Consider the following 26,000-nt stretch of genomic DNA (forward strand, 5'->3'; position numbering starts at 1 on the left):
ACATAAAAGAGGCTAAAAAATATGCTTGTTATAGCGGAGTAGTTCCGTTTGACTACTCTTCAGGAACCAGTGTAAACAAAAGATCAAGAGTATCCCCGATGGCTAATAAATCGATTAAAACAATACTACATATGGCAGCAATGTCAGCGATTCAATGTGAAGGGGATTTAAAGCATTATTACCTTCGTAAAGTTGCTGAAGGAAAGAATAAAATGAGTGTGCTAAATGCGGTAAGAAACAAATTAATCCTTAGAATTTTCTCTTGCGTTAACCAAAATAGAATTTATCAAAAAAAGTTTAAATTAAATTTGGTTTAACCATAGAAATCGGGACGTGCGGCAGCGAGAAGTTAAATAAATTTTGAAGGTTTTTAACTGATTTTTTTTAGAAATCCTTTTCAAGGTAGTTACGGATGAGATTTTTTTACAACGCTACCGCGCGAAATGAAATTCGACGAAGTCAATCTTTCGCGTAGGAACGGATATTTAGTGGTTTTAAAGGAGGTTTGAGAAAGAGGAATTTTAGAAATATATAAATCCCAAATAAAAGTTATAAAACAACACGATAGAATTAGTAGCCCTTTTTTATTCTTAAGGTTTCAACTTCTCGGTCACTTATACCTTCCGCGTTAATTAATACATTTTCAATATTATGGAGTAATACATTCCAAATCGAATGCTTGTTTTCTAAATAATTATCATTTGTTTCTCTTTTGTCATTTGGAGATTGGTCAAATCCTGTATATTCATCAAATGAATGATCTTTCATACTGTTTGTAATTAAACTATCTTGATTGAAATATATTTTTAATTGTGTGAAACAATAATGATCACTCACACTAATAGTTGAAGTTCCACCTGAGCGTTTATGTATGTTTTCCTTAATTGTTGTATTCTTTAACTCGCTATAATATTCAAAAACAGTATTAAATATTAAAGTATCATTCATCTTTTTTTCAACTGAATGTGATTTCATATCGTTAAAATCAAAATAGAATTTATTCCATTTAGTTGCTCCATTTTTAATCCAGAAAATATTGTAGAAATCACAACAATTGATACAAGTTCTTTTGCTATAGAGAATTGTATCAACATCATTTGCCTTTAATTCTAACAAAAAATCATTCGCCAATTCAGATTCACTTTTAGCTTCAGTTGCATCAATCGCATTTATTTGCGCGTCCTTATTATTTTGATCTCTTATTTGGTCAGTATTTTCACTGCAACTAATCAAATGAATTGATATCGTTATAATAACTAAATAAGCAATTTGAATTTTAGACAATTTCATAGTTTGAGTTAATCCTATTCAAAATAGTTAACATTTTTAAATAGTTAAAGGCAGCATTCAAGTTAGGTTAGTTTTGCTCAAATATAAGTTTTCAAATTGAATTGAACTTTATGACCTAAAACGTAGTTGACAAGCAATTAATAGTCATCAATCCCCAATGCATAAGCAATTGAAAACAATACACGGCCGTATTCGGCAAACATATTGTTTTCATTATTTAAATAATACAAGGAGTCTGATTGATCCACATAAAATGGATAGCTCCAATCGCTTGGCAATTCGCCATTCAGTAAAATTGATTTATTAATTAAAGTAGATTTATAGGGTAAGCGTTGAAAATAAAAATCATACTCATTTAAATATTTTTTCCATTCTATTGAGTCAGGTATATTTGCTCTAAAATCAGAGAAAAAACTAAGCCTTTCTGGTGTATATCCCTTCTTTTTTAAAGCGGCAATTAGTGTATCATTCATTTCTTTTATTTTCTGATATTTATGATCACTCCATTCGTCTTCAAAATCAATTGTGATCTTTAAGATTCCTTCAGGCTTATAAGAAGCTTTTTTATCGTCATCACTGAGAAAACTAGCAGGATTCACAGCACTAAGGAATGTGACTGAATCTGGTCCTTTCAATTTGAGCTGTTGCTGCGGAAAAATAAATGAATCATAAGAGTTAGTAGCTGTTGAATCAGGATCATTACAAGTGGGACAAAAATAGATTGATGTTGAAAAACCTTCAGTTATGAGAATCCAATCTTCGTTTAATACATTTCTTATTCTTTCATTTAGATTCGAAATCTCTATATACTTTTTTGGAGTAGAAAAATTTCTATCAGAACAACCTACTACGATTAAAAGAATATACAGCAATGACGTAAATATCTTCATAATTAGATCTTCTTAGCAAAAAAAATAAATCAAGTTAGGTTAGTTTTTTTCAAATATAGTCTTCCCAATTTAATTTAGCTAATCCTTTGATCATTAATAGGAAAAACACCTGAAAGCAAGTAGGAAAAACCCTTATTGGAAACAGGGAGAAGCCTGTTTCGGGTAAAGCTTGGCTTTAAGTATAAACTTAACAATACCACACGATGCTCCCGATAGGGATCGAGACGTGAGGCAGCGAGAAGTTAATTGAATATTAAGATTCATTCAAATTAAGGATTTTGAACTGATTTTTTTTAGAAATCCTTTTCAAGGTAGTTACGGATGAGATTTTTTTCTGCAACGCTACCGCGCGAAATGAAATTCGACGAAGTCAATTTTTCGAGTGGGAACGGATATTTAATGGATTTGAGGGAAGGTTGAGAAAGAGGAATTTTAGAAATATATAAATCCCAAATAAAAGTCATAAAACAACACGATACTCACCGCTGCCGCGCGAAATGAAATTCGACGAAGTCAATCTTTCGCGTGGTTACGGAGGGCGTAATTTTTTAACATTACTATTTAATCCACATGTTTACAAATACTTCATCTTTATATTTTATTAAAGAATCGATATTTACTTCAGCATCATCTGTTAATTTGGAATACCTGATACTTAACCAGCCATTATTCCTTACTGTTTCCTCAATTTTTATTTTGTAATTAGATTGACCATCGTAATTCTCGACTAGTTTTTTTACTAAGCTGATCTCAGCATTTATTTTATTAAAATCGTTTGTTGCACAATGCCCATGTGTCTTTTTATTGCAATAAGAATTATTAAATATTCGCCAGTTATAATCAACTTCGAATTTGTCAAATTTAAGTGTTCGTAAAAATGAAGGATCGTAAAAATATAAACCAATCAAAACCATACCAAGTACAGTGACTATTTTATATTTATTTTTCATCTTAAAAAAACTGTGTTAAAACTCCATGAAAGCACAAATTTGAAGCCTTACATTTTAATTTGATCAATTATTTCATATAATTCATTTTTCTCATCCTCATCAACATAAGAAATAATATATGCAAGACTAAAACCATTAGTTATGGTAGTAATATATTCTTGAACAATCGTTTTGTCCATAATGTTGGTTTTAGCCTCCAGTACATGAAATATTGACGTTCCAATTGTTTTTTCGTATACTTCTTTGTCAAAAATATATTCTATTTGGGTTTGCTCTAGTAGCTTCTTTACATGAAATAAATAATCTTTTCCGTTTTTGATACCTGGAGAACTTTTAGTATTCTCTGCAACGACCATGAATGATGGATTAAAACCAACAACTGAGCCAGCTTCATATTTAAAAATCGTTAATAAATACGCTGTATTCACCTTTGCTGCCTTTACAATGGCTTTTAAGTTTTGATCATCACCTGTCACCAAATCGCCCCCTTTTTCAATTAAGTTATTCATTTGCTGCTTATCTTGAACAACCCAATTAGGATTAAATTTGATTTCTAAATTGAAAAAATCATTCGTATATAATCCATTTTCTGTTTTTCCAAAATCAAATTCTTCTGGTAAGTTCGTTTGTTCACTCGTACAACTTAAAGTTGTTATTGCGATAATCAGGTAAATAATTTTTTTCATATTTTTTCAATTTTCGTATGTATGAGTATTGGTACTAACCAACAATTAAAAAACCAATCTGGGCAAAACCGAGACAAATTTGTTTTTATTTCTTCTTTTTTGCAAAGTTTTGGTTTTTACTATAAACTTAAGAATACCAAGACTCATTTTAATTTCTGCAACAACACATGCATTTTTTATTTCAACACCTTCACTACATTATCTAAATAGTCAACCACTAACTTAAATTCAACATTGTTATTCGTTAAATAGTCGTCCAATTGATTTCTTAATTCTACAAAGGCTTGAAGCATTTCAGGATCGTTTTCTATTCCTTCGATTACAGATATGGAAATCTCGTATGTATATCCATTTTTAACGGCATATACATACTTAGCAACTGACAAATCAAAAAAACCGATAACTCTAAAACCTTCAGCAATTTCGTCTATCTCCGTATCCGTGATATTCGAATTATCAAAATCGATTTCGTGTTTAGCTGTCGTACCATAAGTCTTAGTTGAAATGTTTGACGCTTCAATTGTATCTGAAGTATATGCAACTGCAAAAACTGGCGCAATTGTTATCAATAAACCTATGATTGCAACTAGAATTACTCTTCCCCAATTATAGATTAATCCTCCTTGTTTTATATGCTCATCAACTTTGTCTTTCAAATATTTATTAAACAAACCGTAAGCAATTGCAGTATAAACAATTGGAATAACTTGATTTGGAATATTGATATCATCAGGAATTAAGAAAATCCCACCAATAATTAGCACCGTAACAAGAATAGTAATGATCCAAGTTGGCTTCACTTTTTCTGACTGGCCAAGTGCTTTAAAGTTTTCAGCGAACAAATATCCTGCAACTAAGGGACCGCCGAGAAATGTTCCAAGCCAAAAAGCTCTGTCCTTATAAATTTTTTCTGTTGGAATTGTTGTGTCAATCGTTTCGTTCATTTTTTTAGTTCTTCAAGCTAAAACTTTTATCAAAATTGCGCTAATAGTATCAGTCTGTTGGCTAATAAAAATGCTGTTTTGTCAATCGATAAGTAGAATCAAGTTAGGTTAGTTTTGTTCAAATATAGTATTCCCCAGTTTAAACCTAGAGAATAAGTAAGTAGATTTATCTGTTAAGGTTAATCTGAAATTGGTTCCCACAATTCTATTTTGTTTCCTTCTTTGTCTAGAATATGTATGAATTTTCCGTAATCATAAGTCTCAAGGCTATCAAGCAGGGTAACACCATTTTTTTTCAATTTCTCAACAAGTCCTACAATATTTTGAACTTGGTAATTAATCATAAAATCTTTTTTAGATGGAGAAAAATACGTGTCCCCTTTTGCGAAAGGTTTCCATTGTAAAGAATTTATTTGTTCGGGATTATTGATGTCTCTACTGTCAAAACTTGAAGAGCCCCAATCATTCGTTTCAATGCCTAAATTTTCTGCGTACCATTTTTGTGTTTCTTCCAAACTGTCAGTATAGAAAAAGATTCCGCCAACACCTGTTACTTTTGGTGTATTATCTATTTCAGCAACAACCTGCTCTACTTGGTCTATTTTTTCTACTGCATCTATATTTTTTTCAGTTTCCACCTTACAGCTAACGAGTAAAATAACTACGGACAATTTTAGTATAGTATTCTTCATATCAATCAATTCACGATGTTTTCTCAAATATAGTATTCACTATTTAAATTAACTAATCGGAAGTTTATGGACATGAAAAAAAAATCGAAAGTAGAGTGCACATCATTTCGCACGACTTACCGGCGCTATTTTAAAATTTGGTACATTGAACTCTTGTATTTGGAAGGTGATTTTCCTGTCACTTTTTTAAATTGTTTATTAAAGTGAGAAAAATTATTGAAGCCAACATCAAATGATATTTCTGAGATGGATTTATTTCCTGACGCAATCAATCGAATGGCTTGACGGATGCGAAACTCATTGACAAATTGAGTAAAGGTCTGTTTTGTATATTTTTTAAAATAGCGACAGAATGAAGGAACCGTCATAATGGCAATCTTACTTATTTCAACAAGGGTAATCTCTGATTCATAATTATCTTTCACGTACTGATATACCTTATTAATTCTATCATCACTTTGATTTTGAATCACCAATGTGACACCGTCTGCATTTAATACTTGATACTCTTCAGATTGCGCTAATAAACTCAAAACATCAATTAGTTTTGATAATCTTTCCAATGGATTTTTATCTTCCATCAATAATAATTCTGCACCTATAGTTTTCTTTGTCTCACCAAAAAATGAAATACCCGACCTTGCCTTTGTTATTAAATCTATGATAGCTTCAAACTCAGGAACAGGATGGGCGGCATTTTTAAAAAGTTCTTCCTTAAATTGTACCACAATCTCTTCATTGATACCTTGCAAACCAAATTCATATCCAAAATGAGGAACATTGGGCCCCATTAGAATCAAATCACCATCATCAAAACTAGATATATGATTCCCTACATATCGATTTCCATATCCTTTTTCAATATAAACCAACTCTACTTCTGGATGATAATGCCAAAATGCTTTGGCATCAGGATTTCTTTCTGTAAATCTTGAATATCGTATTGAAGAGCCAAAATCGGGCTCTACTTTTTTAAGTCTCGGAATGAGTTGATTTTGCTGTTTATTTTCCATAAAAAAATCGTTTAATCTTCACGATATGTTCAATTTTAACTTAAATATATACAAAATTAACCCACCATGTTAATATAGCACAACTATTGAACAAAGTCGTGGTAAATATTTCTCTATTTCTGACGGATATTTGTACAAGTAAATTTTAAAAAAAACAACAAAATATTATATACAATGAAAAAGTTAATATACACCGCGGCAATTGTTCTTATGTCAACATTCCAATTGACTGCCATAACTGTAAATACAGACAGCTCTAAATCTTTTGATGTAATTGAAAATGAAAAGAAAATTATTTTGAATTTATCGAATTTAAATAACGAGATTCAAATCTTTACGATAACAAACATTGAAGGTGAAGCAGTTTTTAGTGAAAAAGTAAACAAATATGAAAAGGATGTAGAATATGATCTATCAACATTAGCGATTGGTTTATATACTATTAAAATTGAAGGAGAGAATTTCATCGAAATTCATACCACTGAAATAACAGCGGATCAAGTACATTTTAAAAATGTTGAATCGCATATCGCTCCTACTTTTCAAAAAATAAATGAAATTTTAATCGTTGAGGCAACATTCTCGAATGAGGAAAATGTACATGTAAACATCTATAATTCACTAGGTGACTTGGTTTTTAAATTTACAGAAAAAACAAATACTGTAAATAAAAAATTCAATTTAGAAAAACTTGAGAAGGGTAATTATAACATTATTGTTTCTACTGATTTCTTCAGTCAATCAAAGACTATATCCATTTAAGAAGCATATTTATAGTGATAGTGCGAATAATAAGAAGCTGGGATTTCCGAAAGGATTCTCAGCTTTTTTAGTTTAAAAGAAAAGCTGATCGTAGGTTGTCGCCATAACTTGGTGGGTTAATCTTATTTTTGCACACTATTGCGAGATTTTACCTTATCAATAAAGAGGTTATCATTTGCGATAAAACAAGTCCTAACTTAAAAATAAGAAGAGGCTTAACCCCGCTACCGCGCGAAATGAAATTCGAAGCAGTCAATCCTTTCATGTGGCTGCGAATGATTATTATTAAGTAAAAAAACAATTCTTTTGTACATTCAGGGACTAAGCACCAACTATTCTTCAATAGGTAACATATTATTCGCGTCGATAGGGAAACTATCGTATTTATTGTAAAGTTTCAAGTATTTCTTTGGATCTATTGGTACTTCATTTAACGTTTCATGTAACCCTTTAAAAAAGCCTTCGCGTTTTTCAGCAGGATTAAAAATCAATAATAACTGAACAGTTTCATCAGAATCATTTCTGAACCCATGTGGTGTAAACCTCGGCACATAAGCAATTGTACCTGGCCCAGCTATCTGTTGACGATCCCCAACTTCAATGAGTAAGTTACCTTTTTGAACAATAAATGTTTCGTCCATAAATCGATGATAATGCAATTTAGCACCAATGGTTTTGGGTGGAAGTCTGATCTCATAAACTCCCAATTGACTATTTGTTAATTCACTGGTCACTTTAAAGGTTACCGATATGCCATTTAAATTTAAATGTTCGCCTTCCCCCGGAAGAATGACACGTGCGTTGTCCTCCAAAATGTCTTCAAAATAATTTGGTTCTTTTTCCATTTTCCTTTTAGTTATAGAAAGTTTATGCTTACTCAATAATAATTGGGGGCTCATTAAAAAGATTGCGCCCAGTCCTGTATATTTTATAAATTCTTTTCGAATCATTTGTTCGTGTTTTCTGATACTGTTTCAAAAAAGGATTTAAATTCTGTTTCCTTTCACTACTGCGCATAGGCTTACATTTTATTTATTACTTTTTTGTATTCTTTAGCATGACAAATCAACAAGCCAAAACGTGACAATTATGCGTAAAATGATTTTAATTTTTGTGGGTCAACAATGGAATAGATGCGTTTTATTTTATCATTTTCAAATTCAAAAACTTGGCAATTACTCAACTTACCCTGTTTAAAAAATAGTATTGCAGGTTGATGATTGATTACACCAAATTTCATTTCAAGCCCTATTAAAAATGCGTTAAAAACGTATAATAATAATTGAGATGTCTCCTTAATACCCGTTGAAAACTCTTTTACAACTTTGATATTTTCACCGCCATCAGCTGTCAATAAAATATCTTTTGACAATAGTTTTTCTAAAGCGTCCATATCCCCTCTCTTCATTACTTCAATATATGGATTCAATAATATACGTGTAGCGCTTTGCTCAACCGACTCACTTGTAAGGTTATAATCGTTCAATTTAGTTTTTGCACGACTTAATAATTTTCTGGAATTTTCGATTGTCAATGTCAAGGTATCTGCAATTTCTTGGTGTGCATAATCAAATGCTTCCTTCAGGATAAAAACAGCACGTTCTTTAGCCGTTAATTTTTCAAGTAGGGTGAGTAATGAATAAGATAATATTTCATTTTTATTCAAATTATCGTCTGGATTTTCGGTTGAAATTGGTTCAGGTAGCCAGACATTATTCACGCTAATTTTATTCTTCCGCTTTTTTACATTAATAGATTGGTTGATGACGGATTTAATTAAATACCCTATTTCATTCTCAATATTTCTCTTATCTACTGAAAGGTATTTCATCAAAACATCCTGTATGGTATCCTTGGCATCTTCAACCGATCCGAGAATATTGTAAGCATAAGGAAATAAGATGTCTTGATAATTTTTCATTATTAAAAATTATATGTTTTTTGTATGACAATTTAATAACTAAAAACGTGACAAAATACAGATGGGTTAATTGAATAACAAATATGACGCACCTAATCCGGAACACTAATCCGCCAATTAATATTAGATGAAGGTCAATTTAATTCTATAGTAATGAAATATTAGCTTTAAGGCGCGCATATAATTTGTTTGATTTTTATTTCAATTTTTCCAAACAAAAATTAATCCGCATTTGATAGGTTTCAAAGTCGTTGATTCCACTGATAATATCAATATATTCTCCAGCTGCATTATCCTGCCCTTTTTGAATATTATCTAGTAATTCTTTCGTATAATGAACCAAATCATCATTATCAACTTGCGCAATCGCTTTTTGATCCATGACTTTGTATTTAAGGTTAATGGAGGTGATTAAATCTTTTAAGGCTTTATCGTATTGCTCCATTACCATAAACATGAGACTTCTTTCATAATAAATTTCAGCATCCAAAGCGTCCAATTCTATACACCTTGTATAATGAGCTATAGCTTTTGTAAAACAGCGCTTCACGGCAAGTTTATTTCCAATTTCAAAATGACTTCCCACTAAATCGGTACTGTCAATTAAATAAGGTAAACAATTCGTTTGCTCAATGAATTTAACATCGTTTGACATAGTCCGCATACCAAATAACCCTTTATTAATTCGAACTTGGACACTGTCCACATCAAAGCATTTATCCTGCGTAACAGGTGTTGAATTGGCCCACATATTAAATTCAATATTTAAATAGAATTCATTATCGATCCAATATGCTCTGCGCAATTTATAATTCTCAAAATCACCTTCAGTGGCTAAACTTCTATTTAGAAACATTATGAGGAAAAAAAGGCAGGAATAAGACAAAGCTGTAATGCCAATACCAAAACGTCTAAACTTTTTATTCATTAACAGCAATACAAGTCCGACTAGTAGAATTGGAATTAAAAATAATGTATCAATACCATTTGGGGTATCCGTAATCTTAATCAGGTGAAGTGTCGAGCCATAGTATATCCTAAACGCTAAAAAAACAAGGCCAATATTGATCAGGATAAATGCTATTGCACGAGCAGTTTTTTTCATTTATTTATAGGTCTCAACGCTTCTTTTAATGGTCGTAATTATCTTATTTGTTTTTCAATAATGACACGCATTTAAGATAATAATCTGCAAGTTCAGGATTGTTTTCATGCTCCCAGAAATTTGCAAGTTCTTCGAATCGTTTTGTATAGTCAAAACCAACAGCATATTTTAGTTTTTCTAAAATACCAGGTGAAAGTTTGAATTCGCCTTCTTCTAATTCTTTCTTATTAATATGGAAGTTTACTAAACATTCATAATCCTTCACATTTGGAATTGAAAAGAGATTCACTATTTGCTTAGAAATTACTTTTCTTATATTAAACTTAGTTCTTTCTCCATAAGTGATCAATCTGAAGGTCGACACAAGCCCCATATTCTTTGTGGAGTTTGAGGTACCAAAGAGAAAATTGTATTTAGGATTGTAAATATCATGTTCCGTAACCCCTAAAATAGCAACTGCATCCTCAGGAATATTATCGACACGCAAAACCTGTCTTTTTTAATGCTCTTTTTTAAATATTTGAAACTAGTGAATAAAGAAAGAAATAGTATAAACTCCACAACTTCCCTTAAATTATCTATTACAAAATTGACTTTGCAATCCAATAACCTCCTCACCATACATTTCTGTGAAACCATAATTGATTGCAGTTTGCAAATCCGCACAAGCTTTATCAGGTTTATCTACTTCCAGATAGATTAATGCTCTAATCCGATAAGCATAAGAATTCTCAGGGTAAAGTTTAATTGATTTGTCAATATCTTTTATTGCCCCTTTGGTATCTCCAAGTTTTAATTTGTTGTAGCTTCTATTACTATAGCCTAAAGGTTCGTCAGGATTAAAGGCTAAGACTTTGTCATAATACGCTATCGCTTTTTCATGTTCCCCCATTTCTTGATATTTAAATCCGATATTTCCATATGCTGGATAAAAATCAGGGTCAACTTCCACCGCTTTCAATAAATACTTTAAAGTCTCATCCCCTCTTCCAATTTCGTCCATAATCGCTCCTAGATTTGTAAGTGTTGCGATATTCGTTGAATCAAAAGCGTAAGCCAACATCAAATCTTGATATGCACCTATAAATTCACGCGTCGCCATTTTTGTAGTTGCCCTATTGGTTATAGCTGAATTTTTAATTGAATCATTTTCCGCATATTCCATTGCGGTTGTAAAATCCTCAGCTGCGAGCTCAAATTCTTGAAATGATAAAAGCAAACAACCTCTGTCATTATATAAACTAGCAGCTTCAGGAAAAATTAAAATCGCTTCATTATAAAAGTCATAAGCGTCTTGAAAACGTTCTAATTCAAACAAGACATAAGCTTTTGATCCATAATAATCAATGTTTTCTGCGTCCAATTGGATTACTTGATCAATCTTTTTTAACGCCAACTTAAAATCCTTTGCTTCAATCGCAGAATTCGCTTCCGCATAAATTTCATCCACAGTTTGCGTAAATCCTAGTTTAAAAATTCCGATAAAAATGATCAGCAGTAATTGTTTCATAATTTTTAATTTCATTGTTACATCAATTAATACCAAGCAAATCATGCTATTTGGAAAGAATTAATGTTTGTTTTACTAACTAGTTAGGTAGTTATTACTCAAATATAAGTTTTACAATTTAATTTTGTTACTAGGTTTGAGGTTAATAAAGGATATTTATTGTCTAATCGCAGCTGATTTGCAATACCTGATGAAAGTCTGGATATCAGATAGCACTTATTAACAGTTATTATTCCACACGATATTCCAGATAGAGATAGTGACGTGAGGCAGCGGAAAGGTTAACGTTACTTGTAGAATATAATGACCACTATAATTTTTTAAACTACCACCAAAAGAGGACGGCTAAAGAAGATTATTTGACACCATCAGCACCAATCAAACGTACATTTCCTTTTGTTCAAATCGTTGAATAGCACTGATATAAGTCCAAATAATAAACAGGAATTGTAATGGAATTCTAAACCATAAATAAGCTAGACCATGGCCGTCAAATGTGCCTTTTTGGTAATTCACATTGCTCAACGCAGCATAAATATTTGCTGGCAGCATCAGCATCAAGAACAATATAAGAGTCCAGCCAGTAATAACTTTAAATTGTGGCAGCAAAAGGCCAGTAGCGAGCAGTATTTCAAAACCTCCTGTGAGTAAAACTAAACCTTCTTTAAATGGTACAAATGCAGGAATCATCATTGTCATTCCTTTGGTGAAAGCAAAATGACCGATAGCTGTAAAGACAAGCATTATTGCCATTGCAATCCGCGCAGACATGGCAAAATCATAATTATGTTTGAATAACTTTACAAGCAATATAGCGCTAATAAAAGCGAATAATAATACAATTAGTGGTTTCATTTTTTTATGAATTTGTGAACGACAAAGTTCAGCAAAGCATCCATAATAAAAATGAACCCAAGTTAAGAAATACGCCTTCTTATTCGACTTAAAGCTTGTGGTGTTACTCCAATATAAGAGGCTATGTATTTTAGAGGAATTTGTTTTATCAATTTTGGTCGGTCACCAAACAAGTCTAAATATCGTTCTTCAGCAGTTTTACTCAGAAAGGAAAGCTCTCTTTTGGATTTGACCAAGAACATCTTTTCCGCCATTTTTCGACCGATAATATTTCCAACGCTGGTATTTTCATATACAGCTTGTAAATCATTATTCGATATTCTCCAAAGTACCGTTGGTGTTAATGTTTCTATTTCGTATGTTGACGGCGTTTGTGTGAGTAGCGAATCATAAGCTGTAACAAACTCATTATCGAATAAAAAACCAAAAGTTAAATCATTCTCTTCACCTGGAATATAAAATCGAACAATTCCTTCAGAAACAAAAGATAAATAATTTTCAGTTTTTCCCTTTTTTAAGAGCGTTACGTTTTTTGCTAGTTTGACTGCTTTCAGTTTTGAAGAGAAAAAATCCCAATCGGCATCATCCATTGGAGTAATCGTATTAATAAATTCTCTGACTTCGTTCATTTATCTCATTTTTCACCTTTTCTAATCGACAAATTCAAAACGCGATTTATTTCAAAACTTCGTTTATATGATTATTCTGAATTTGCAATAGATACTTCATTTAATAGCTGTAAACATTTAGGTAAAACTAGCCATTTTCTCCGTTTTTGGATGCAATACTTCAAGTTAATCCAAAACGATTCCTATGCCATCATCATTGATATCCATCCTACTAAAACAAAATCTAAAACGTTTAATACACTGCCTATTTAGCGTATGCACCTGACGAATAAGTTAACTCATAACTGTGCGTATATATTTCAAAAACAATTCCAAAAGGATCTTCAACATAACACATTTTAAATGGTTTATCATTCGGATAATATTCCCTGATTGGCATGCGCTGTTTGCCACCATAAGCCAATATTTTTTCAATGAGTTCCTCTATATTTGGATCTTGCACGCAGAAATGAAATAGGCCCGTATTAAAAGGGTTAAACGCTGGAGCAGCTTTAATACCATTCGGGAAAGAAAATAGTTCGATACCAATACCATCTGAAGTTGCTAAATGTGCAATCTCAAATTCGGTCCAATCATCACCAAATACATCAATACACATTTGACCAATCGCCGTTTCTTTTTCTTTCACTACCGTAGAAGGTTCCATAATGACATACCAACCCATAACTTCTGAATAGAATTGAACAGCTGTTTTAATATCTGGAACGGTAATACCAATATGTGAAAATGATTTCGGGTAATTTTGTTTCGTTGTCATAAATTATATTTTATATTTTCAAAATTAGTCTATATTTACCCTATTGGCAATAACTTACCCAAAAGGGTTATAGTTACCAAAACGAGTATTAAAATGATTATCAATATAATAAAATTTAAACTTTGCAAAAAGAAAATCACTGCCCGTTAAATTATACCATGAATTTAATTGGTACAAAATGGAAACCACTTGTGCTATTTCATTTATTGGATGGTAGTTTGCGTTCGGGCATTTTACAGAAGCACGTACCTGGTATTTCGAATAAGATGTTCACACAGACAGTTCGAGATTTAGAAAAAGACGGCCTTATCTCCCGAGAAGTTTATCCTGTCGTTCCACCAAAAGTGGAATATAGTTTAACCAAAAGAGGTCAATCACTTGAAGGTATTTTAAGAAGTTTAGATCAATGGGGGGTATCAGATTGTCAAGATAGTTGATGTTTTAATGAGTGCTAATTAATTAACAGATGTATTGAGCTTTAATCATAAAATTACATCCGATAAAAACACCTGATAAGAGTATATTTATTTGTGTCCCTACCTTTGGTACGTTCGTCACTATTCTTGCTTTATCTAATTGTTTTCTAATATGTTTGTAGCATGATAACAATATTAAAGAGTAACAACTGGTTGGTGGCAAAAGTTATAATACTAATTTCCATCCTCATTCCATTGAGCATATTATTTTATGAATTTTTTATTTTAGGTAAAGATTCTGTCGTCTTTCTAGCTGACTACCCTGCAGCTATTGGTTTTGTAATTATACTTTATTATTGTCTACTTATACTGCTTGGATTATTCTCGCTTATTCGACAAATCAAAGCTATATTTAGTTTAAAAATCGAAAATAAGAAAAGTGAATTACAACATTTACAAAACCAAGTTAGTCCACACTTTTTCTTTAATATGCTCAACAATATTTACGGATTAATTGACAAAGATTCAGAACAGGCTAAAAATATAATCTTAAAATTATCAGACTTAATGCGTTATAGTATCTATGACGGCGAAAAAAGCTCTGTATTACTAGAAGAAGAAGTTGATTTTCTGCAGAATTATATAGAACTACATAAAATGCGATACCGTAAAGAAGTTGATATTCAATTTAATATGAAAACTGAAAAAGAGGTAAAAATCCCCCCTTTATTACTGATTATTCTTGTTGAAAATGCATTTAAACATGGGGTAGAAAACTTAAGAGAAAACGCATATGTTCACATTCAATTGACAGCTACCAAGAAGAAAATCCTATTTACGATTGAAAACAATTACGATCAGAAAGAAAATCAAAAGGAAAAAGGAATTGGCATTAAAAACTTAAAACGAAGATTGGCCTTGATTTATCCTAAAAAGCATAATCTTAACTTTACAGCAGAAAGTCATACCTACAAAGCCAGTTTAGAAATAGAATTATGATTACGTATTTAATTATAGACGACGAGCCTATTGCGCATGAAGTCATTCAAAATTATTGTGACTTATTGTCTAATATGAAATTGATGAAACAATGTTACGACGCAATTGAAGCTTTCGACTATTTGAAAGACAATGAAGTTGACCTTATTTTTTTAGATTTAAATATGCCGAAAATAAAGGGTTTTGACTTTCTTAGAACTTTACCCAACCCTCCGAATATTATTGTAACAACCGCTTATAGCGATCAAGCCATAGAAGGTTATGAGTTAAATATCGTCGATTATTTATTGAAACCATTTAGTTTTGAGCGGTTCTTAAAAGCAATCAATAAAACTTTCACGTCGCAACATAATTCGTCCCAACCATCAGCTGTTCACCTTACTGCTGAACCATACATTTTCTTTTACAGCGAAAAAAAACATATCCAAGTTAAGCTCAATGACATCCTATTTATTGAAGCTGCAGGAAATTATTGTAAAGTTGTCCTTAAAACAAATCAAATTCTTATTCGAGAAAAGATATCTGATGTATTGGACATGCTTTCCTATGACAACTTTATCCAAGTTCATAAATCATTTATTGTCTCTAAAAAAAGTATCAATACAATTGAAGGGAATAGCATTCAAATAATGGAACATCTCATTCCAATAGGAAAAACTTATAAAATGAATGTGGTTGATTTATTGCAATAACTTGATTGAAGACTTCATATTTAGAGGCTTTTTTAATATTCTAATTGCTCTAAAGTCGAAAACGAAACCGTATCCAGGATCCGTCTGCGAAACTTTCCTTTGCTATCAAAATTGATAGTCACCCATGTTGTGTCGAAATGAACCGTACTATAACCATTTGCATCTGCCACTAACTCGTTATAATATTCAGGGCTCACAATATTCACCGTCGAACCGTTTACCCATTTGCCATAATCAGATTCAATCCATCCGCCATCTCCTCCATGTAAACCGAGCATTGTAATATCAAGAATACGCGCTTTGCTTTTATCTACCGTCACACCGTATAAAATTAAACAACAGGATTCCTCAATACGTGTAAAACTGAAATATAGAACTGAATCTAACTCATAATAGTCATTCCAAAAATAACAAGGCCAAGTTTCATCTGGCAGTCTGGTATCATAATGTGGACCTGGTATTAAACCAAATAAATAATCTTTTCGAAAGGCGATTGGAATAGTGTCCTTCAAATTATAGTAAATCGAATCTATTTGGTCTTGCCTCGGTTTAGCATTCGCTATTATTTGTTGAACCAAATTCGAATGCTGCGGTGTAAGTGCTTCGCTTACTTCATGGGGTCCTAATTCTTCTTCATTTAATTGTTCAACAGAAAAGTTGGGTATCGTTTGACGTTGCTCGTTACTTTGACTACAACCCAATATAGCCAATAAAGTAATACTGGAGAACAATAGACAATACGAGCGACTTTTTTTCATTCAATTTTGACTTCAACCAATTCACCTATTATTTAATATAGGCCACAACTTCAATTTTTGTTGGTATAACACGATTTGCTTTCCATTCAATTCTACCGTTTGCATCTGTATAGATGATTGCTTGTCCCGTTCCGTAAATACCAAGAGATACCATATTATCAGTATCACTGCCAATTGTATAATCAGATACATCACCTTCTTGTCTAAAAATTGCAACCAAAGGGTCAGTAGAAGAAAAGTTAGTAACTTTTAGGGTAACCATTGCAAAGTTTTTTCCCACCACTCCACTCAAATCTAAATCAGTCCATTCAGTTGGAGCATCTCCATTCAAAACTTCAATTGTTTCTACTGTTAATGCATCTTCAACTTCAACAATCTCCTCTTTTTTACACGAAGTAATCAGCATCAATGAAGCAATTAAAATGAGGAGTAAGTTCAAAGGATTGATTTGTGATTTCATATCAATAATTTATTCAAGGTAAGTATTTGCAATAGAAAAAATTGATTTTATACTATTGCTTGATTTTTCCCAAATATAGGTTTTCCTAATTAAATGTGGCATTTGCAGGTGAAAATGAAAAGGAGCATTTGGATATTGTATTCAATACCAAGTGTTAATAGTTTTTTGGATTTGGGCTTACGGTAGAAAGGTTTCCTTTAAAAAGTTACTTTTTCTTATTATAGGTTACGATTTGAAGTCCATCATTATACGTTTCTGTCTTAATAAGTTCCCAATTCTCAATAGCTGTTGATTTCCCAAATAGCTTGATTCCCTTCCCGAGTACAACAGGATTTAATTTAAGTTTCAACTGATCTATTTTACCATTTTCTAATAACCAACCAGCAAACTGTCCTCCACCGCACAGGTATATATCAGTCGTAGCATTTTTTTGAATTTCATCTATTCTATCCAACTTTACCTGCTCAATATGTACTGATTCTGATAAGTTATCAATTTTCAACGAATTTGAAAAAAAATAATGCTGCATATTGGGATAAGCAGGTTGTCCTGGTTCAAGACCATATTTAAAGCCAAATTCATAAGTTTTTCGCCCCATAATTACAGTATCAAAACTTAAAAGATCCGCTTGATACTTCTCTACACCATCTCCTTGCATAATGAACTGACTGATGTCTCCATTTTCGCCAGAAAAAATCCATCTAAAGAACTGGCTACGTAGTAAATAATCTTTTGCATAATTTATATATGATATTAATTGTCAATTAAATATATATCTATAGAATAGATCTTCCGTTATAATATTTCACGCATCTATTTCCATTCCCAATTCAATTCATCGACATATTCAGCGCCAAAATCTTCTATTATTTTTTTGAATCCATCTTGATTTTCAACTGTATGCTTAGGAATAATAAGAACGACTTCGGTCACTAATTTTAAGAAGAAATGTACTTTAGTTTCAATAATGTTTTTGATTTCTGTTCCAATTATTTTTGTTTCAGACATAAAATCTTTACCATAAAGCACTTCGTCATCAATTTTAATCTCAACCGCTTGATTGACACGATTCTTATAATTTGCTTCTACATGTTTTTCAAAATGTTTCTTGTACTTCCATTTTGAGTAAAGTGGATAAAGTAAATACCAGGCTACTGCAAGACCAATGAATAACATTCCAAACTCAGTTTGGCCATCTTTTAGCATTGCATAGAGTCCCAATACAATATAAAGAATGGGTACAATTATTCTAGAACGAAAACGCTTTTTATTTTGCAATGCTGATTGAGAAGAAGAATACAGTTGTAATGCTAAAAAATCAGCATTTGTAAGTTTATAATTTAAAGTCATTTATTTAAATGATTGGTAGACGATTTGATACGAAAACTAAGAAAGGGCAACGTACATTATTATGGAAAAAATTGTGATACACACGAATAACGTTTTATATGCATTGCTCAAAGAAAAATCAAAAAAAGGATTGTGATTGTCGTATAATTCATAATTCGTATTTTCTTGTCTAAGCACATCATTGTTATGATAATCTCCAATTACATGCTTCTTGCCTAGAATTTTAAATCGTACAAATACAATTATAACTAATCCAATTACAAAAAAAAGCGTGTAACTATCAAGAAAAGTAATCCCTTCATAAATTACATTTTCTAAACCACCAATTAATCTTAATAAAATCATTTGTCTTAAAATTTCGATTTACGTTATCTATTTCAAAAATTCAAATCATTCTTTCAAAACAAAAGAAAGCAAATATTCTTTAATAATAATAATAATAGTTGCCGAACTTTTCAGTTCAATTTATTTCTTTAAAGGAGTTGGTTTCGGTGCCCCTTCAGTCCTCATTTTTTTCACAGCATCGTTCCAATCCGAAACCATCCCATTATCGGCAGGAGCCACTCTTCTATTACCTTCGACCTTCCCATCAAAATGACCTTTTTCGTTAAATTCAAATGGTTGTGAAAAACTCAATACATCAGACAATTCTATTGTTCCGTTTGTCAATTTATACTGTCCTTCAATAAAATACCACATTACCCAAAACGCCTCTTCCTCAGTTAAGGTATCTTTAGAAAATTCATCGTAACTCATTTCTCATATATTAATTATCTATCCAGCAATCTCCAGTAGTCTGACCATACCCCATATATTTTTCCCTAGCATCACATTCTTTAACCGCTTGCGATCGCAATGTCGTTTGAATTGTAATGGTTTGTAAATTGTGACATTCACAATGATAGGCTTTTGAGCAACCGCCGACAATTAAGAGAATTAGCATGCATAAAAACACTTGTTTGATTCGTTTCATAATTATCTTAACAGCTTTTCAAACACATTTATAAATGAAAATTTAACGCGTTTTGAATTATAAAGTTAGGTACCGTTACCAAATATAAGTTATTTAGAATTAGCTAGCAACTTGTTTTTCAACTTTATATCAACTGCTAGCGCAAAATAAAATTCTACACAGTCAATCCTTTCGCTTGGTTACGCAGGTTGGATTTACTTGAAAGTTAAAGGGTTTGACTTTTTGTATCGATTTCTATTTAAAAGTATTACTTAATACTAAAATAACCACGAGGTTAAACTCTTACCGCTGCCGCGCGAATATTTCGCGTGGTTACGGAGGTTGGATTTAATTGGAGAGTTAAATAGTACCTTTTAATTAATTTGGGCTAACCCTAAAAAAACATGAGATAAAATCTCGCTGCAGCGGAGATAAATATTGTCAGGTTTAGTTATTATTTATCATATATTTAATATAATCCACAATAATAAACGGTTTTGGGGCCAAATCACTATTTAATGGCAGTTCTGTTGGCGCTTCATTTGAAATAATTCTTAAAATTTCTGTCCGCCTCTTCTTAGCCAGTCTCACCCTTTGTATTTCCTTAATTTTATGCCATTCGTATAATTTATCTTGAAAGAAAATCCCTTTTTTCCCAATGTCATATCTGTTGTTTATTAATTTTTCCTTTGCTCTAATTATAATGAACAAACCCATTATAAACATTATTCCTATTCCAAAAAAGGTTTTAATTTCAAAGTGTTTCAATAAAAACAACCAGGGCAGCAAAAGCATTGCTAATCCGATTGCCAATTCTCCTCGAAAAGAGAATTTAGAATTTAGAATATTCATTTCAGTAGGGAACGTTTTATGTGATTTTGGAACCAAATCACTCTTCGTGATACGCTCAAGTATTACGTTTTCGTTTCTTATAAATAGACCCTTGAAAATATTCATGTTTAGCTAAAAAAGAATTGTCGTATGGATCATGGATTCAGTTGTTCAATTATAAGATTTCTATAGTAATAATGGGAATTTAGATCTGCACCGCTACACCGCAAAACAAAATTCTACACAATAAATCCTTTCGCTAGGTTACGGAGATTGGATACACTTGAAAAAATTGATTAGCTGATATTATCGATTATCTTCTTTTATCAGCATAAAATTTGCTAGCAATTGAAAACCTACAAATCCTAAAACAAAAGGGAATGTCATTGAATTAAACATGTCTCCAGTGGTAAAGGTGAGCAGCACTGCAAGGCTTCCGATAACGGCTAAAGTGATCGTATAAATTAATAATACATATTTATTTTTTGATGGTGAAAACATCGTTCCTAGCGGCAACATCATTGCAAAACCATAGATAGCTATAGCTAACATTCTCTCGTCTGGCAATAAAAAATACAAAAGGATACCAATTAGAGAAACAACAAAACTTAAAGCAACAAAACTAGAACTCATTTTTTCTTTCTTGTCAAGGAGTAATTGTCCGTATTTATTGAACCTTAAAAATAGATTACTGATCGGACTGATTATCCAAGTAGAGAATATAATTAAAACCAACGTTATGATAACAGGGGTTAAGTATGGTTGAAGGGCTTCATTAGTACTTGCTAATTTTCCTAATCCTCTAATCGCTAAATAAACGCCAATTATAACACCCCATTGATATTTAGCCGTCAAATTGCCCATCCAAAATGCATACTTCAAAAACAAACGATAAATTGGATTGGTAGCTTGTATTGCTTGCAGTATTCCTGCCTGTGCATATTCAGAACTAGGATCGTTAGTTAGCGCCTCTTTAAAATGTGTCAACGCTTTTTTGTGGTCTCCATTTTCTAACAAACCCCATCCATAATTGGCATGTGTATAAGCGTCATTCGGATCTTCTCTTAATGCCCCTTCAATGGTTTCAAAAGACTCGTCACTTCTATTTAACTTGATTAATGCCGCACTTCTAGTGTTTAGAGCAAACAAATTTTCAGCGTCAATTTCCAAGGCTTTGTTCGCCATTTCGAGCGCTTCACCATACTTCTTTCTGGTCAACTTTATATTTGCTAATAAGGCAAAATAGTCGGCATCGTATGGATCTAATTCTATCGCTTTATAAATATATGATTCAGCTTCGTGAAATTCGTCTTCCTGCATAGCAATGCGAGATTTCATATAAAACAATTGCGGTTCATCAGGTGTGATTCCGATAGCATTTTCTATGATTCGATGCGCTTCATAAAATTTATCTTGTTGCAAGAGGACTTCTCCCATCAATAACAAAAGCTGAATATTGTTTGGTTCCCCTGACAATAAATCAGAAAGAATTTTTTTCGCTTCATCAAATTTCTCTTGTTGAATAAGAATTTGAACCTTTGAAAATCTATTATCTTCTGTCATTTTACTTCTTTATTTTCATATAAGTTAGGATATCGTCATAAAGCCCTGAATCATTCGCAAAGAGTGCAAAGTTTTTGGCTGTGGAAAACCATTCTTGCGTACTTGGTTTATGTTTTTTCAAAGCACTCAATAAGTCCTTCGTTTCAAGCGGTTTTGGAATACCATCAATGAAAGATGATTCAAGTTTTTCTTCAATAGCAATGTCAATTATGGCATCAATATCTGCTCCTGAATAATTTTCAGATTTCTTAGCAATTGAACCTAAATCAATCATGCCAGTTGGCTTATTATTTAATTTTAATTTTAAAATTGATTCTCTAGATGTGGCGTCAGGTGGAGACACAAAAACAATTCTATCAAACCTACCAGGTCGTCTAAAAGCGGCATCTAAATTCCAAGGTGTATTGGTAGCTCCAATAATTAAAACGCCATCATTAGTATTGTCAATTCCATCTAATTCTTGCAAAAATTGATTGATCAAATGCCTTCCACTTGATTGTTTCATATCGCTCCTACTCGCTCCCAAGGCATCTATTTCATCAATAAACAGTACACAGGGCGTATTTTTTCTCGCTAATTCGAATATTTCATGGAGATTTTTTTCACTGCTGCCAATCCACATGTCCAAAATATCGTTCAATCCAACACTGATGAATTTAGCATTTATTTGACCTGCAGTAGCTTTAGCGATATATGTTTTACCACAACCTGGAGGTCCGTAAAGTAAAATTCCACCTCCAACTTTTTTACCATAGGCTTTGTATAGATCGGCATGCAAAAGTGGTTTAATAATTTTTAAATCAATTTCTTTTTTAACATCATCCATTCCGCCAACATCACTGAAATTAATATCTGGCTTTTGTAAAAAGCGGCTATCAAGTTCTTCCTCCACTTCGGTAGTTTTGGTTTCGTTTCCTCCTCTTGCCCGCAATTGTCCGTCAAGTTCTTCGTCAAAATAATTGGGATCAATCGCCAATGCTTTTTTATATATTTCAATTGCTTTGGCTATCGCGTTTTCTTTTAATAATCCTTTAGCATATAATGTAAATACATTTATTTCATTCGAACCACTATCAATTACCTCTTCTAAAACTACGTTACAAGCAGAATAGCTACCTTTTTTAAAAAACACTTTTGCAAGACCAACTTTTACGTCGCTCTCTTGTGTATGTTTAAGGAGAGTTAAATATTCCACCTCAGCCTCTTCAAGTCTGTTTAGTGTTAACAAATTATCAGCCAATATCTTTCTTAATGGTGTATTGTCAGGAGAAAGATTTAATGCTTCCCGTAAACTGTTGATTGTATTACCATCCATATTTTTTAATTTTGCTTTGTCTCTATTTAATTATCCTCATCAATACAATAAAACCAAAGTTTTATTCTAAACATTCGTTAATATCTGCATTTTGCTAAAGAGGATTCAAGTTAGGTTTTGGATTCTTTTACTCAAATATAAGTTTTCAAATTAAATTAGGGAAAATATACTGCACATTAATAGGGATTTACTTTGCTTATCAGTTATAATAGACTTGAACAGGGCTGATAGAGATGGGGATGGGTTTGAATGGCTATTTTGATTTTAGCGAAGTAAAGTAATATGACCTCTATGTACTTCTTTTTGGGCAGAATTATCTAATTGGAATTCAATTTGCCAGACATATACGCCAGTAGATACATTTTCATAGCCATAAGTCCCGTCCCAACCTATTTTGGCGTCATACGACTCGAAAACAATTTCGCCAAGACGATTAAAAACAGTGAAATGATAATCGTATGGATTATATCCTGAAGTAAAAATTGGAGTAAATTCATTATTGAGCATTCCTGAATTTGGTGTAAAGGCATTGGGTATATAAAACAATAATTCCGTTGTTGGAATTACCATTTCTGGATCAATCACTATTGAATCAATAACTTCCAAAACCAATTCGATTGTATCAACCTCGATTCTTTCAATCACATCTGTAAGAATTTCGTCCTCTGTTTCTTCATTCAAAATCAAATCATCTGCGCTATCCTCATCCAGAATAAAAACTTTCATAATTATTGGTATGATAATAGAATCGGAACAATATTCGTTGGACACTTTTAGCATGACTTCAAAAGTTCCATTCTCACGATAAAAATGAAATGGATTCTCTAAGGATGAATCATCACCATCTCCAAAGCTCCACTCCCATGTTTCTGCAAAAACAGATTCGTCAATGAAAGATAATTCATCTTCTGTTGTAGGATCTTCTGGGGTATACGAAAATGCAGCAATTGGTCTAGGAACTATCGTAATATTGGATGCGTAAGTAATTGTCGAATGACAACCATAATCTGTTATAATTTCAAGTGTCGTTTCCCCCTCAAAAGATTCGTAATAGGTGCGAGTAGGATGTTGTAAAATGGAAGTTTCACCATCCGAGAATGTCCAATTCCACGAAACAATATCGCCAATACTGTTTGATGAAACATCATAATAATTAACAGTTAATGCTGAGCATCCTATCGTGTCCCTTACAATAAAGTTAGCGTTTGTTTCGATTACAATAACCGATACCAAAATGGTGTCTTCGTCATTCAATGCAAAATAGTCAGTTGACACGAATGGAGAAACATTAAAAATACTGTCTGTTCCTAAAATTGTACCTGGATCTTCAGTAGTCGTCCAATTATAATCACCAGGCCCCACAAGCGTTAAGGTAGCTATTTCTCCATTACAAATCGTATCATTTAATACATATGCAGGCTCTGGTGGCTCAATTTCTTCAGGTTCTGCTCCCCAATGGAGTGCGTACAAAACTCCCGTTTCATTGTCATAATGACATTCAATAACATTTTCTCCAGGTTCAACATTAGGAAAAACAGGATCCCATAATATATCGCCTGTCAGTACATCAATTGTGTATAAATAACTTAAAGAAGCATAAGTGAAGTATTGATTTATTTCATCAAAACTAGTGATACCAGAACGAAATCCAGATTCTGGCATTGTTGCGATAATTCTATGACTTTCGCCTGCCACATCGATCTGCACTAAATCAGTCGTAACTCCGTTTAGAAGGCTGTAGAGATTTCCATTAGTATCGTCATATTGAAATTCCGAGAATCTACCACTAGCAGGTGTTACAACAATTTCACCAGTTTCAACATTTGCAGCATAAAAAGTACCCGAATTTAGGATTACAAAATTTTGATTCGCCTCATCGAAAAAACTACTCCCAAGTGAATAGCCAACAATTGGTAGTTCAACAACTTCTGAAATTGTAGCCGTTGGAATATCTAAGGAAACAATATACATGACTCCTCCAGATATTTTTAACCCATAAAGCATATCAGTTGAATGGTCATATTGAAATTGACCGATAGCGATATCAATCACCGGTGAAGAAAGTATAACACCAGTATTTGCGTCAATACAATAGAGTCTAAAATCCCCGCTAAAATCAATGCCTCTAAAAATATACCGCTTACTGTTTTGATCATAGGCAGTTGCATCCAAATAAATATAATTAACCGTAGGCAAATTATTTATAATCGTATGCTCTCCAACAGTGCGATCTAACGTTACTAAAAATTCAATTTGAGAATAACTGTTTTGAATAAAAACGAATGGACCTAAAAGACAGAATAAGTATAATGTATTAAGTTTCATATAAATATAAGTTTTTAGGCCAATACAAACTTGGTGATTTTTTTCGACAATGTCAAATTGTAATGTATAAAAAGTCAATACTTAATCATCTCACTTTCAATAAGAAGCCATGAATTTTCTGAAGATTTTATATGCACAAGCCTAACTTGCTCAATGTAAATCGCAGCAGTCAATTTTTCGAATGGTTATTAAGATTTAGGGGGATTTGATGGAGATTTAATAAATAGGCAGAAGAATTAAAAGTCGTAAAACCACAGGATATTAAAGATAGAGATCGTGACCTTTGGTTGCTGGGGATTTTAAATAGATATTTGCATGCATTCTTAAAAAAAATA

The 26,000-nt window shown here is 32.3% G+C and carries 31 protein-coding genes; 5 read left to right on the top strand and 26 right to left on the bottom strand.

Annotated elements, in window-relative coordinates:
- Positions 1-317 (top strand): transposase (locus T367_RS0115780; protein WP_027420416.1); only part of this gene is annotated, 317 nt, incomplete at its 5' end.
- A 253-nt stretch (positions 318-570) separates the two neighbouring features.
- On the opposite strand, the gene T367_RS0115785 is transcribed toward T367_RS0115780, so the two are convergent.
- From T367_RS0115785 to T367_RS0115815, 7 genes are all read right to left on the bottom strand, one after another.
- A complete protein-coding gene (locus T367_RS0115785; RefSeq protein WP_027420715.1) occupies positions 571-1,290 on the bottom strand; it encodes a hypothetical protein in 720 nt (239 codons plus the stop codon).
- A gap of 137 nt (positions 1,291-1,427) precedes the next feature.
- Complete coding sequence (locus T367_RS0115790) at positions 1,428-2,180, bottom strand: hypothetical protein (protein ID WP_027420716.1); 753 nt, start codon at positions 2,178-2,180, stop codon at positions 1,428-1,430.
- A gap of 557 nt (positions 2,181-2,737) precedes the next feature.
- Positions 2,738-3,130, bottom strand: a complete 393-nt coding sequence (locus tag T367_RS0115795) for a hypothetical protein (RefSeq protein WP_027420717.1) — start codon at positions 3,128-3,130, stop codon at positions 2,738-2,740.
- A 47-nt stretch (positions 3,131-3,177) separates the two neighbouring features.
- The gene (locus T367_RS0115800; protein WP_027420718.1) at positions 3,178-3,816 is read right to left on the bottom strand and encodes a hypothetical protein; all 639 of its coding nucleotides are present in this window, start codon (positions 3,814-3,816) and stop codon (positions 3,178-3,180) included.
- Positions 3,817-3,992: 176 nt separating this feature from the next.
- Positions 3,993-4,760, bottom strand: a complete 768-nt coding sequence (locus tag T367_RS0115805; RefSeq protein WP_027420719.1) for a hypothetical protein — start codon at positions 4,758-4,760, stop codon at positions 3,993-3,995.
- A gap of 179 nt (positions 4,761-4,939) precedes the next feature.
- Complete coding sequence (locus T367_RS0115810) at positions 4,940-5,452, bottom strand: VOC family protein (protein WP_316930873.1); 513 nt, start codon at positions 5,450-5,452, stop codon at positions 4,940-4,942.
- Between the two features lie 125 nt (positions 5,453-5,577).
- Positions 5,578-6,465 carry a helix-turn-helix domain-containing protein gene (locus tag T367_RS0115815; protein WP_035845290.1) on the bottom strand — a complete coding sequence of 296 codons (888 nt, stop codon included), beginning with the start codon at positions 6,463-6,465 and terminating at the stop codon, positions 5,578-5,580.
- A gap of 174 nt (positions 6,466-6,639) precedes the next feature.
- Here T367_RS0115815 and T367_RS0115820 point away from each other — a divergent pair, with 174 nt between their 5' ends.
- Positions 6,640-7,227, top strand: a complete 588-nt coding sequence (locus tag T367_RS0115820) for a T9SS type A sorting domain-containing protein (protein WP_027420722.1) — start codon at positions 6,640-6,642, stop codon at positions 7,225-7,227.
- A 332-nt stretch (positions 7,228-7,559) separates the two neighbouring features.
- Here the strand turns inward: T367_RS0115820 and T367_RS0115825 are convergent, their stop codons facing one another.
- From T367_RS0115825 to T367_RS0115860, 8 genes are all read right to left on the bottom strand, one after another.
- Positions 7,560-8,072, bottom strand: a complete 513-nt coding sequence (locus tag T367_RS0115825) for a cupin domain-containing protein (RefSeq protein WP_027420723.1) — start codon at positions 8,070-8,072, stop codon at positions 7,560-7,562.
- Positions 8,073-8,314: 242 nt separating this feature from the next.
- Positions 8,315-9,148, bottom strand: coding sequence for a sigma-70 family RNA polymerase sigma factor (locus T367_RS0115830; protein ID WP_035845297.1), 834 nt, complete (start codon positions 9,146-9,148; stop codon positions 8,315-8,317).
- 196 nt (positions 9,149-9,344) lie between these two features.
- Entirely contained in the window at positions 9,345-10,253 is a 909-nt protein-coding gene (locus T367_RS0115835; RefSeq protein WP_157454271.1) for a tetratricopeptide repeat protein, read from the bottom strand.
- A gap of 43 nt (positions 10,254-10,296) precedes the next feature.
- A complete protein-coding gene (locus T367_RS0115840) occupies positions 10,297-10,740 on the bottom strand; it encodes a zinc metalloprotease (protein WP_027420726.1) in 444 nt (147 codons plus the stop codon).
- Positions 10,741-10,827: 87 nt separating this feature from the next.
- Positions 10,828-11,763, bottom strand: a complete 936-nt coding sequence (locus tag T367_RS0115845; protein ID WP_169736078.1) for a tetratricopeptide repeat protein — start codon at positions 11,761-11,763, stop codon at positions 10,828-10,830.
- Between the two features lie 378 nt (positions 11,764-12,141).
- Positions 12,142-12,618: a DoxX family protein gene (locus T367_RS0115850; RefSeq protein ID WP_027420728.1), complete on the bottom strand. Its 477-nt coding sequence runs from the start codon at positions 12,616-12,618 to the stop codon at positions 12,142-12,144.
- A gap of 62 nt (positions 12,619-12,680) precedes the next feature.
- Complete coding sequence (locus tag T367_RS0115855; protein WP_027420729.1) at positions 12,681-13,247, bottom strand: Crp/Fnr family transcriptional regulator; 567 nt, start codon at positions 13,245-13,247, stop codon at positions 12,681-12,683.
- A 244-nt stretch (positions 13,248-13,491) separates the two neighbouring features.
- Positions 13,492-14,004, bottom strand: coding sequence for a VOC family protein (locus tag T367_RS0115860; RefSeq protein ID WP_027420730.1), 513 nt, complete (start codon positions 14,002-14,004; stop codon positions 13,492-13,494).
- Between the two features lie 158 nt (positions 14,005-14,162).
- Here T367_RS0115860 and T367_RS0115865 point away from each other — a divergent pair, with 158 nt between their 5' ends.
- The 3 genes from T367_RS0115865 to T367_RS0115875 all read left to right on the top strand — a co-directional run bounded on the left by T367_RS0115865 (position 14,163) and on the right by T367_RS0115875 (position 16,111).
- Positions 14,163-14,441 carry a winged helix-turn-helix transcriptional regulator gene (locus T367_RS0115865; protein WP_051568607.1) on the top strand — a complete coding sequence of 93 codons (279 nt, stop codon included), beginning with the start codon at positions 14,163-14,165 and terminating at the stop codon, positions 14,439-14,441.
- Between the two features lie 162 nt (positions 14,442-14,603).
- Complete coding sequence (locus tag T367_RS0115870) at positions 14,604-15,419, top strand: sensor histidine kinase (protein WP_027420732.1); 816 nt, start codon at positions 14,604-14,606, stop codon at positions 15,417-15,419.
- On the top strand, positions 15,416-16,111 hold the full coding sequence (locus T367_RS0115875; protein ID WP_027420733.1) for a LytR/AlgR family response regulator transcription factor: 696 nt from the start codon (positions 15,416-15,418) through the stop codon (positions 16,109-16,111). The genes T367_RS0115870 and T367_RS0115875 overlap by 4 nt, the downstream gene beginning before the upstream one ends.
- A 32-nt stretch (positions 16,112-16,143) precedes the next feature.
- Here T367_RS0115875 and T367_RS0115880 read toward each other — a convergent pair whose 3' ends face one another.
- From T367_RS0115880 to T367_RS0115930, 11 genes are all read right to left on the bottom strand, one after another.
- The gene (locus tag T367_RS0115880) at positions 16,144-16,869 is read right to left on the bottom strand and encodes a hypothetical protein (protein WP_157454272.1); all 726 of its coding nucleotides are present in this window, start codon (positions 16,867-16,869) and stop codon (positions 16,144-16,146) included.
- 28 nt (positions 16,870-16,897) lie between these two features.
- Positions 16,898-17,329: a hypothetical protein gene (locus tag T367_RS0115885; RefSeq protein ID WP_027420735.1), complete on the bottom strand. Its 432-nt coding sequence runs from the start codon at positions 17,327-17,329 to the stop codon at positions 16,898-16,900.
- A 205-nt stretch (positions 17,330-17,534) separates the two neighbouring features.
- Positions 17,535-17,987 carry a dihydrofolate reductase family protein gene (locus tag T367_RS22740; RefSeq protein WP_211252719.1) on the bottom strand — a complete coding sequence of 151 codons (453 nt, stop codon included), beginning with the start codon at positions 17,985-17,987 and terminating at the stop codon, positions 17,535-17,537.
- A gap of 155 nt (positions 17,988-18,142) precedes the next feature.
- The gene (locus T367_RS0115895) at positions 18,143-18,679 is read right to left on the bottom strand and encodes a hypothetical protein (RefSeq protein WP_027420736.1); all 537 of its coding nucleotides are present in this window, start codon (positions 18,677-18,679) and stop codon (positions 18,143-18,145) included.
- A gap of 36 nt (positions 18,680-18,715) precedes the next feature.
- Complete coding sequence (locus T367_RS0115900) at positions 18,716-19,024, bottom strand: hypothetical protein (protein WP_027420737.1); 309 nt, start codon at positions 19,022-19,024, stop codon at positions 18,716-18,718.
- 120 nt (positions 19,025-19,144) lie between these two features.
- Positions 19,145-19,435, bottom strand: a complete 291-nt coding sequence (locus T367_RS0115905) for a hypothetical protein (RefSeq protein ID WP_027420738.1) — start codon at positions 19,433-19,435, stop codon at positions 19,145-19,147.
- A gap of 10 nt (positions 19,436-19,445) precedes the next feature.
- A complete protein-coding gene (locus tag T367_RS0115910) occupies positions 19,446-19,652 on the bottom strand; it encodes a hypothetical protein (protein ID WP_027420739.1) in 207 nt (68 codons plus the stop codon).
- A gap of 426 nt (positions 19,653-20,078) precedes the next feature.
- Positions 20,079-20,588, bottom strand: coding sequence for a hypothetical protein (locus tag T367_RS0115915; protein ID WP_027420740.1), 510 nt, complete (start codon positions 20,586-20,588; stop codon positions 20,079-20,081).
- Positions 20,589-20,768: 180 nt separating this feature from the next.
- Positions 20,769-22,025 carry a tetratricopeptide repeat protein gene (locus tag T367_RS0115920; RefSeq protein WP_027420741.1) on the bottom strand — a complete coding sequence of 419 codons (1,257 nt, stop codon included), beginning with the start codon at positions 22,023-22,025 and terminating at the stop codon, positions 20,769-20,771.
- Between the two features lies 1 nt (position 22,026).
- Positions 22,027-23,340 (bottom strand): ATP-binding protein, encoded by a 1,314-nt coding sequence (locus T367_RS0115925; RefSeq protein ID WP_027420742.1) that lies wholly within the window; start codon positions 23,338-23,340, stop codon positions 22,027-22,029.
- A gap of 264 nt (positions 23,341-23,604) precedes the next feature.
- Positions 23,605-25,665, bottom strand: a complete 2,061-nt coding sequence (locus T367_RS0115930) for a PKD domain-containing protein (protein WP_157454273.1) — start codon at positions 25,663-25,665, stop codon at positions 23,605-23,607.
- Positions 25,666-26,000 lie beyond the last annotated feature (335 nt).

Origin of the sequence: Crocinitomix catalasitica ATCC 23190 (genome assembly GCF_000621625.1) — a bacterium.
Classification (GTDB): Bacteria; Bacteroidota; Bacteroidia; order Flavobacteriales_D; family Crocinitomicaceae; genus Crocinitomix; species Crocinitomix catalasitica.

Bases quoted from the DNA above. Each gene is read 5' to 3' on its own strand.
- T367_RS0115785 (WP_027420715.1), bottom strand. From the start codon at position 1,290: ATGAAATTGTCTAAAATTCAAATTGCTTATTTAGTTATTATAACGATA.
- T367_RS0115790 (WP_027420716.1), bottom strand. From the start codon at position 2,180: ATGAAGATATTTACGTCATTGCTGTATATTCTTTTAATCGTAGTAGGT.
- T367_RS0115795 (WP_027420717.1), bottom strand. From the start codon at position 3,130: ATGAAAAATAAATATAAAATAGTCACTGTACTTGGTATGGTTTTGATT.
- T367_RS0115800 (WP_027420718.1), bottom strand. From the start codon at position 3,816: ATGAAAAAAATTATTTACCTGATTATCGCAATAACAACTTTAAGTTGT.
- T367_RS0115805 (WP_027420719.1), bottom strand. From the start codon at position 4,760: ATGAACGAAACGATTGACACAACAATTCCAACAGAAAAAATTTATAAG.
- T367_RS0115810 (WP_316930873.1), bottom strand. From the start codon at position 5,452: ATGAAGAATACTATACTAAAATTGTCCGTAGTTATTTTACTCGTTAGC.
- T367_RS0115815 (WP_035845290.1), bottom strand. From the start codon at position 6,465: ATGGAAAATAAACAGCAAAATCAACTCATTCCGAGACTTAAAAAAGTA.
- T367_RS0115820 (WP_027420722.1), top strand. From the start codon at position 6,640: ATGAAAAAGTTAATATACACCGCGGCAATTGTTCTTATGTCAACATTC.
- T367_RS0115825 (WP_027420723.1), bottom strand. From the start codon at position 8,072: ATGGAAAAAGAACCAAATTATTTTGAAGACATTTTGGAGGACAACGCA.
- T367_RS0115830 (WP_035845297.1), bottom strand. From the start codon at position 9,148: ATGAAAAATTATCAAGACATCTTATTTCCTTATGCTTACAATATTCTC.
- T367_RS0115835 (WP_157454271.1), bottom strand. From the start codon at position 10,253: ATGAAAAAAACTGCTCGTGCAATAGCATTTATCCTGATCAATATTGGC.
- T367_RS0115845 (WP_169736078.1), bottom strand. From the start codon at position 11,763: ATGAAACAATTACTGCTGATCATTTTTATCGGAATTTTTAAACTAGGA.
- T367_RS0115850 (WP_027420728.1), bottom strand. From the start codon at position 12,618: ATGAAACCACTAATTGTATTATTATTCGCTTTTATTAGCGCTATATTG.
- T367_RS0115855 (WP_027420729.1), bottom strand. From the start codon at position 13,247: ATGAACGAAGTCAGAGAATTTATTAATACGATTACTCCAATGGATGAT.
- T367_RS0115860 (WP_027420730.1), bottom strand. From the start codon at position 14,004: ATGACAACGAAACAAAATTACCCGAAATCATTTTCACATATTGGTATT.
- T367_RS0115865 (WP_051568607.1), top strand. From the start codon at position 14,163: ATGAATTTAATTGGTACAAAATGGAAACCACTTGTGCTATTTCATTTA.
- T367_RS0115870 (WP_027420732.1), top strand. From the start codon at position 14,604: ATGATAACAATATTAAAGAGTAACAACTGGTTGGTGGCAAAAGTTATA.
- T367_RS0115875 (WP_027420733.1), top strand. From the start codon at position 15,416: ATGATTACGTATTTAATTATAGACGACGAGCCTATTGCGCATGAAGTC.
- T367_RS0115880 (WP_157454272.1), bottom strand. From the start codon at position 16,869: ATGAAAAAAAGTCGCTCGTATTGTCTATTGTTCTCCAGTATTACTTTA.
- T367_RS0115885 (WP_027420735.1), bottom strand. From the start codon at position 17,329: ATGAAATCACAAATCAATCCTTTGAACTTACTCCTCATTTTAATTGCT.
- T367_RS22740 (WP_211252719.1), bottom strand. From the start codon at position 17,987: ATGCAAGGAGATGGTGTAGAGAAGTATCAAGCGGATCTTTTAAGTTTT.
- T367_RS0115895 (WP_027420736.1), bottom strand. From the start codon at position 18,679: ATGACTTTAAATTATAAACTTACAAATGCTGATTTTTTAGCATTACAA.
- T367_RS0115900 (WP_027420737.1), bottom strand. From the start codon at position 19,024: ATGATTTTATTAAGATTAATTGGTGGTTTAGAAAATGTAATTTATGAA.
- T367_RS0115905 (WP_027420738.1), bottom strand. From the start codon at position 19,435: ATGAGTTACGATGAATTTTCTAAAGATACCTTAACTGAGGAAGAGGCG.
- T367_RS0115910 (WP_027420739.1), bottom strand. From the start codon at position 19,652: ATGAAACGAATCAAACAAGTGTTTTTATGCATGCTAATTCTCTTAATT.
- T367_RS0115915 (WP_027420740.1), bottom strand. From the start codon at position 20,588: ATGAATATTTTCAAGGGTCTATTTATAAGAAACGAAAACGTAATACTT.
- T367_RS0115920 (WP_027420741.1), bottom strand. From the start codon at position 22,025: ATGACAGAAGATAATAGATTTTCAAAGGTTCAAATTCTTATTCAACAA.
- T367_RS0115925 (WP_027420742.1), bottom strand. From the start codon at position 23,340: ATGGATGGTAATACAATCAACAGTTTACGGGAAGCATTAAATCTTTCT.
- T367_RS0115930 (WP_157454273.1), bottom strand. From the start codon at position 25,665: ATGAAACTTAATACATTATACTTATTCTGTCTTTTAGGTCCATTCGTT.